Source organism: Streptomyces sp. SID8352, from assembly GCF_009862265.1.
Taxonomy (GTDB): domain Bacteria; phylum Actinomycetota; class Actinomycetes; order Streptomycetales; family Streptomycetaceae; genus Streptomyces.
The window spans coordinates 81,804-89,322 of record NZ_WWGX01000023.1; the positions used below are offsets into that span (position 1 = coordinate 81,804).

General features: G+C 73.5%; 5 protein-coding genes. 1 reads left to right on the plus strand and 4 read right to left on the minus strand.

What is annotated here, in order from left to right:
* Positions 1-133 precede the first annotated feature (133 nt).
* From GTY84_RS08165 to GTY84_RS08180, 4 genes are all read right to left on the minus strand, one after another.
* Positions 134-2,473, minus strand: coding sequence for a glycosyl hydrolase family 18 protein (locus tag GTY84_RS08165; protein WP_161225465.1), 2,340 nt, complete (start codon positions 2,471-2,473; stop codon positions 134-136).
* Between the two features lie 570 nt (positions 2,474-3,043).
* Positions 3,044-4,330 carry a polyprenyl synthetase family protein gene (locus GTY84_RS08170; protein WP_202550167.1) on the minus strand — a complete coding sequence of 429 codons (1,287 nt, stop codon included), beginning with the start codon at positions 4,328-4,330 and terminating at the stop codon, positions 3,044-3,046.
* Between the two features lie 301 nt (positions 4,331-4,631).
* A complete protein-coding gene (locus tag GTY84_RS08175; RefSeq protein WP_161225466.1) occupies positions 4,632-5,489 on the minus strand; it encodes a hypothetical protein in 858 nt (285 codons plus the stop codon).
* Positions 5,486-6,073, minus strand: a complete 588-nt coding sequence (locus tag GTY84_RS08180; protein ID WP_345943362.1) for an ABC transporter ATP-binding protein — start codon at positions 6,071-6,073, stop codon at positions 5,486-5,488. The genes GTY84_RS08175 and GTY84_RS08180 overlap by 4 nt, the downstream gene beginning before the upstream one ends.
* A gap of 617 nt (positions 6,074-6,690) precedes the next feature.
* On the opposite strand from GTY84_RS08180, the gene GTY84_RS08185 reads away from it, so the two are divergent.
* The gene (locus tag GTY84_RS08185) at positions 6,691-7,443 is read left to right on the plus strand and encodes a lytic polysaccharide monooxygenase (protein ID WP_161225467.1); all 753 of its coding nucleotides are present in this window, start codon (positions 6,691-6,693) and stop codon (positions 7,441-7,443) included.
* Positions 7,444-7,519 lie beyond the last annotated feature (76 nt).

Genomic DNA, 7,519 nt, shown 5'->3' on the forward strand with positions numbered 1-7,519 from the left:
TCACGGCTCACGGCTCACGGCTCACGGCTCACGGCTCACGGCTCACGGGATGGAACGACCCGGGTGGGCGGTCCGCCGACCGTCCACCCGGGCCCGGTGCACGGCCCGGCGGGACCCGGGCCGTGTGCGCGCCCTACTTCAGTCCGTTGTCCAGCGCGGTCATGAGGGTGCCGTTCGGGGTGTCACCGGACATCTCCCAGACGAAACCGCCCAGCAGCCCCTTGGACTTGACCCAGGCGGTCTTCTTGGAGATCGCCCAGGCGTCGTCGAAGGACCACCACTGGCCGTTGGGACCGGTGTAGCCGTAGGTGGAGATCGACTGCTCGTCGTGGCGGACGGTCATGGTCGGGTAGCTGGTGATCAGGTTGTTGTAGCCCCTGACTCCCGCCTCCGTGTCGAACTGGCCGGGTGCCACGCCGGTCGCGCTCTGCCACTCGCCGTTGACGCCGCCGTCGGCGACGCCCTGCCAGCCGCGCCCGTAGAACGGGAAGCCCACGGTCAGCTTGCGGGGGTGGACTCCGGCGTCGAGGTAGGTGTTGATGGCGTTCTCGACGCTGAAGTGGAAGGAGTACGGGTCCTGTTGGTCCGTGTAGAGGTTGGACGCGTGTCCGACCCGGTTGGGCTCCCAGGAGTTGTCGCTGCCCGCGCCGTGGAAGTCGTACCCCTGCACGTTGGCGTAGTCGAGGGAGTCGAAGATGCGCCGGATGTCCCAGCCCGCCTCGATCTTCGCCGGGTCGGCCGGGGTGAACGCGGTGAGCAGCCGGTGCTCGCCGCCGAGCGCGTCGAGCTGCTTGCGGAACTCGGCGAGCAGGGCGGTCAGGTTGTCCTTGTCCTGCGGACCGTAGTGGTTGCCCGGGTGGCCCTCGGCGCCCGGCCACTCCCAGTCGATGTCGATGCCGTCGAAGATCCCGGCGCCGGTGCCCGGTCCGCCCGCGCCGTTGTAGACGGGCAGGTTGCCCTTGATCCAGACGTCGATGCAGGACTCGACGAACTTCTTCCGGGACTGCTCCGTCGCGGCCGCGTCCGAGAAGAACTTCGAGTACGTCCAACCACCGAGCGAGACCACGACCTTGAGCTTCGGGTACTTGGCCTTCAGCTTCTTCAACTGGTTGAAGTTGCCGCGCAGTTTGCCCCAGCCGTCGTCGGCCACGCCGTCCACCGACTGGGCGGAGGACATCGGACGGGCGTAGTCGGCGTCCGCGTCACCGGCGCCGGTGCCCTCGTCCGGGTCCTGCGGGTTGCTGGAGACGCCCTTGGTCACACCCGCCTGGCAGGTGAGGTTCTTCGGGTCGATGTTCTCGAACGAGTAGTTGATGACGTCGAGCTTCGCGGCGGCCCCGGAGGTGTCCAGGTTCTTCACGAAGTACTGGCGTCCGTAGATGCCCCACTGCGCGTAGTAGCCGACCTTGAGCTGCTTGCCCGCTCCGGCCACGTCGTCCGTGGTCACGGTCAGGGCGTTGGAGGCGGCCGACGGGTTGTCGGCGGTGTCCCGGGCCTTGACGGTGAAGGTGTACTTGGCGGCCGGGGCCAGCCCCTCCACGGTCGCGGCCAGGGTGTCCGCGCCCACGGTCTTGACCAGGGTGTCACCGCGGTAGACGTCGTAGGCGGCGACGGCGACGTTGTCGGTGGCCCTGTCCCAGGCCAGGGACACCGTGGAGGCGGTCTTGCCGGTGGAGCGCAGGTTGCCCGGCGCGGTCGGCGGGGTCGGGTCGGTCGCCGGGTCCACCGTCTTGACGGCCAGCGGGTCGCCTTCCGGTCCGAGGTTGCCGCGGACGTCCTTGGCCCGGACGGTGAAGGTGTAGTCCGTGGCCGGGGTCAGTCCGGTGACGGTCGTCGCGGTGCCGGTCGCGGTGGCGACGGTCTTGCCGCCGCTGAGCACCTCGTAGCCGGCCACGGGGTGGTCGCCGCCCTTGGCGGCGGCCCAGCTCAGCGCGACGGTGCGCGAGGTCACCGCGGTGGCCCTGGGCGCGCCCGGCGCGGTCGGCGGCACGTCGGGGCTGCCGTCGCACTTGTCGCCGTTGATGGTGCATCCGGTCGGGGCGCCTGGGGTGCCGGTCGCCGTGAACCAGTAGCTGTACGGCTCGGTGGAGCCGCCCGCCGGGACGTTGGCGTTGTAGAAGGCGTTCTTGACGGTCACGTGGCGTCCGTTGACGGTCGCCTCGCCGTTGTAGTTGCCGGACAGGGTGACCCCGGTCGGCAGGTCGAACTCCAGGGTCCAGCCGCTGACCGCGGCCGTGCCGGTGTTGCGGACGATGTAGGTGCCCTTCCACCAGGAGCCGCTGTCCTGGGTGGTGAAGGTCGCCGTCAGGGTGCCGACCGCGTGGGCCGGTGCCGCGAGGGCGGTGAGGCCCGCCAGCGGCAGCAGCAGGGCGGTGCCGAGGACGGCGACGCGACGACGCAGCCGTCGTGCGTCAGCGGGGGTGGAGGGACGTGCCGCGCCTCTGGAAAGAGGTGGTCTGCGCCTGTGGAACATGGTTCTCCCTGTGATGGTGGGGTGGTACAGGGGTGAGGTGAACCGTGCGCTTGTTGCCTGCGTGACCGGACGACGACAGGCCGGAATGCGGGTGGGGCCGGTGTGCAGGCCGGACACCGCCGTCCGTCAGGACGCCCCACAACGTAGAAGGTCTGGACCAATGCGTCAACAGGTCCGCACCGCTGACGCCTGCTCGGGCAGACCCCCGTGCGGACCCGGGCCGCACCGCCCGGGTCCGTCGGACCAGCGCTGCGCGAGACGCCCGGCGCCGGGCCCGGTCCGGGGCCGCGCCCGGTCCGGAACCGGCCCCGCGCGGGACGCCCCCCGGGGAGCGCCGCCGCGAGGTCGTCCGGACCGCCCGCCTCCCGTCGGCCAGCGCCGGGCGTCCGCGCGGGCGAGGTCGGTGCGCGCCACTCCCCCGGGCCCCGCACCGTCCCCGCCCGCGCGGGCGCCCATCCCGGCCGACCGGGCCGCCGGGCCGTCGCCGGGACGGCGGCCGCCGGCAGCCACCTTGCCCCACGGGCCGACTTGGCGGCATCCTGCCCGGGTGTCGGGGGCGGGCGTCCGGCGTCAGGCGATCCGGGAGCGCAGCGCCTCGGCACAGAGCCGGCCCAGCGAGAGCGAGGACGGCGAGACGGGCAGCAGCGCCGCGACCGCCTCCCAGGCGTCGCGGACCATCCGGCGGGCCTCGGCCGCGCAGAGGTCGAGGGCCCCGCTGTCCGCGACGCGGCGGGCCGCGCGGGCGGCGCCGTCCGGATCCGGGCCGGAGCGCACCTCCTTCCAGAGGCGCCGGGCCTCGTCCCGGGGCAGCAGGGCGACGGCACGCACGAGGGGGTGGGTGACCTTGCCGTTGAGGAGGTCCTCGCCGGGCCGCTTGGCCGCGGTCCCCCCGGGCCCGGCGCCCCGCAGGTCGGCGACGTCGTCGGTGATCTGGTAGGCGGTGCCGACGGCCCGGCCCAGGGCGGCGAGCGCGTCGCACTCCGCCGGACCCGCCCCCGCGACCAGGGCGGCGATCCGGAAGGCCCCGGCGACCGGCTCGCCGGACTTCAACCGGTGCGTGAGGATGACCAGTTGCTCCAGTACGGCGGTGTCCCCCGTGTCCAGCGCGGCGGCCATCTCCTCGTGGTGGCCCTGGATGTCGAGCGCCTGGCCGGTGTGCGCCGACTGGAGGGCGTCGAGGTAGGTCTCGTACACGGCGGTCCGCAGCGGCCCGTCGGCGGGCAGGGTCCGGCGGACGGCCCGGTGCATGCTGAAGTACGCCATGGTGCCCGCGTTGATGGCGGTGGCGGTGCCGTGGACGAGGTGGGCGCTGGGACGGCCGCGGCGCAGCGGGGCGCCGTCCTGGATGTCGTCGACGATCAGCGACCCGGTGTGCAGGAGTTCGCAGGCCGCCCACAGTGGCCCGTAGCGGCGGCTGTCCGCGCCCAGCGCCTCGACCACGGTGGCCGCGAGCCTCGGCCGCCACCGCCGCCCGCCGTGGTCCACGGTCCCGCGCACGGGGGCGATGAGGGCCGTGTGCACCCGCTCCTCAAGACGGCGGGCGGTCTCGGGCAGGAGGGGCCCCGCCGCATCGGCGGTCAGCAGGTCTTCGGCGGTCCCGGGGCGGGGACGGGCCGGGTAGAGGTGCTCGATGTCGGATTCCGGCGTCCACGGGGCGCCGGTGCCGGGGCCGTGCGGGGGCGTGTCCGGCCCGGCCGGGGCGGTGTCGTGGCGCTGGGGGCCGGGGAGCGGCCGGTGCGGACCCTGGTGGGGGTCGGTGCGGGGGTGCGGAGTGTCGGGTCGGGTGTCCCCGGCGGGCTGCCGGCCCTGCGGCGGGACCGTCTGGTGGGTGAGTTCGCCTTGCTGCCCGGCGGGCATCCGTCTCTCCGTCCGTCTGTTCGGGGGAAGCTGTCCGCGGTCGCCGCCCGGTGGGGCGGCGCCGGAGGGGGCGGGCCGCGATGGGACCGGTCCGCCGTGGGGCCGATGTCCCGCCGGGGTCCGGGCCCGGGAGGTCCGGGCACCGGGATGACCGCCGCACCCCGGTCCCGCCCGGTGACCGACCGCCCCCGCGGCCGCCCCGCGACGTGGACCCGGTGTGCGGGCCCGCCGTTCCCGCCGTGCCCGCCGGGAACGATGGGGCCGCCATCCCCGTGAGGGCCGTAGGGGCCGTAGGGCCGTGTCACCCTCCGGTGGTCCTCTCCACCGGTCCGGCGTCCGCCCGCGCCGCGGCCTCCCGGAGCGGCGCCGGGACGGGTGCCGCCGCGCCGTGGCGGTGCGGCCGGTGATAGGAGCGGGTGCGCAGCCGCAGGACGACCAGCGCGGCCGTCGCCGTCAGCGCGAACCACAGCAACCCCCGGGCCGCGTAGGCGCCGGGCCAGGTCCCGGTGAAGGAGGCGGCCCAGGCCGCCTGGGACGGGCCGTGCAGCGGCAGGAAGGGCAGGCCGGGCTGGTCCGCCGGGGGGTTCATCCCCGGGTTCTGCAGCCCGTTGTCGATGATGCTGGCCATGATGATCGCGAAGAAGCCCTCCAGTTCCCCCTTCAGCAGCGAGCCGAGCATGATCCCGATTCCGCCGAACGCGGCGTTCGCCGTGAAGAACGCCAGGACCAGTGCCCCGTACTGCCGTTGGCCGAAGGACAGGTGCAGCAGCGTGGCCGCGTACAGCGCGAGCGCGGCGGCGATGACGAGCGCCGCCGTCACCTTCGCCGCCGTCAGATGACGCCGCCGGTAGCCGGCCAGGACCAGGCGCCGGTCCATGGGGCCGGACTTGAACGCCTCCATGAAGGCCATGAACCCGGCGGTGACCGTGACCGCGTTCATCGCGCTGTTGATCTGCATGGTGCGGTTGTTGTCGGCCTCGATGTAGCCGCCGGCCGGGAACACCTGGAAGCGCAGCGCCACGTGGTACCCGCAGGTCCGCGTCATGAAGATCCACACCAGCGGGAAGGCGACGGCGAGCAGCAGCGCGAGGCGGTTGCGGGCGTGGGAGGCCAGGACGAAGCGCAGCGCCGTGGCGAAGGGGCGGCGCGCCGTGCTCATCCGGCCCGCACCCCCTCGGCCAGCCGTCCGTCGCGGAGCGCGTGGACCGAGTCGAAGTGCCGCAGGTCGTGCAGGAGATGGGAGACCACGACAAGGGCCTGGCCGTCGTCCCGCAGTTCGCGGGCGAGGCGCCAGAATCGCTGGTGGGTGTCCCAGTCGAAACCCTGGTAGGGCTCGTCGAGGACCAGCAGCGCGGGCCGGTGCATCAGCGCCAGGACGAGGTTCAGCTTCTGCCGGGTGCCGCCCGACAGGGTCCCCGCCCTCCGCCCGAGGACGTCCGGGCAGCCCAGCGCGGCCAGCAGGGCCAGCGCCCGTCCCACGTCGGGCAGCCGGTAGGCCACCTGGAATATCTCCAGATGCTGGGCCACGGTCAGCAGGGGATTGACGACGGTCTCCTGCGGGGAGTAGCCCACCTCGCCACTCCGGCGCACGGAGCCCCTGTCGGGGGCCAGTTCGCCGACCATGGTCCGCAGCAGGGTGGTCTTCCCGGCGCCGTTCTCACCGACGACGCCGACGAGGCGGCCGGGTTCGACCACCAGGTCCACTCCGCGCAGCACGGCGCGCTTCCCGTAGGACTTCCACACCCCCTCCAGGGACAGCGGCGGTCCCGTCCCGGGTACGGCCCGACCCCTGTGCGCTCCGTTCCTCACGGAACTGCCAACGAGCGGGCGGTGCGCGGGACACGGGCTCCGCACCGAGGGTCCTTCGTCTGGATCGGGCCGGACCTCGCGAGCCCGGCGTGATCCAAACGAGAGGCCCCGACCACCAGCGCACCACCGTTACCGTCACTGTCCCGCCGCCCGTGTCCAACTCCCGCGCAAGGCAAGGGAGTCCCGAAGGAGCGGCCTCACCCCCGTCGTCCTCCGGCCCGCAGCCGGGCGGCGGACCGCTCGTTCCGGCAGTGGCCACGGCCCTGACCTGCGGATTCCATCCACGCTGCTCCCGGGGGCCGTTGACCGGAGCGCCCGGTTCCGGGACCGTCCGGAGGCCGCGGCGCCGACGGATTCGTCCAACTCCGTTACCCGGCCCCGCCGTCGCGCCGCCGACCCGACCGCGCCCGACCCCTTGACGGAGCCCGTCGCGCGGCTAAGGTCTAGACCTGCGTACGTAGGTCTAGACCTGCACGGCGAGGGCTGCCGGAACGGCGGCCCCGCGCTCCGGAGCGGGGCGGTCCGACGTGTATCGAAGAGAATGGAATGTCATGAACATGAAGAGGAAGGCGGCCGTCGCGATCGGCGCGCTGGCCGCTCCGATGATCGCCCTCACCCTTCCGGTGAGCACGGCCAACGCCCACGGCTGGGTGGTCACCCCGAACAGCCGTCAGGACCAGTGCGCGACGGGCACGGTCAAGTGCGGCCAGATCAAGTACGAGCCCGCGAGCGTCGAGGGTCCGAAGGGCCTGCGCACCTGTAGCGGCGGCGACGCCCGGTGGGCCGACCTGGACGACGACAGCAAGGGTTGGAAGGTCCTGCCGGTCACCACCAACCAGACCTTCACCTGGCGCATCGAGGCCCGGCACGCCACCTCCAACTGGCAGTACTTCATCGGCAACACGAAGCTCGCCGAGTTCTCCGGCCGGGGCGCCCAGCCCCCGGCGGAGGTCAGCCACCAGGTGAACTTCGGCAACTTCACCGGCAAGCAGAAGGTACTCGCCGTCTGGAACATCGCCGACACCACCAACGCCTTCTACGCCTGCGTCGACGTCAACATCGGCGGCACCGGCGGTGGCGGCGACAACGGCGGTGGTGGCACCGGTGGCGGCGGCGACAACGGCGGCGGCGGCGAGCAGCCCGGCGACTGCACCGTGACGCCCTGGAACCGCAGCTCCGTCTACACCGGCGGCCAGAGCATCTCGCACAAGGGCCACAACTGGCGCGCCAAGTGGTGGGTCCAGGGCGAGGAGCCCGGCACCACCGGCGAGTGGGGCGTCTGGGAGGACCTCGGCCCCTGCTAGGACCGGTCCTCGGACCGCGGCCCGCCGTGCGGCGTCCGGCGCGCCCGCCCGGCGCGCGGCCGGAGCCGTCCCCGTC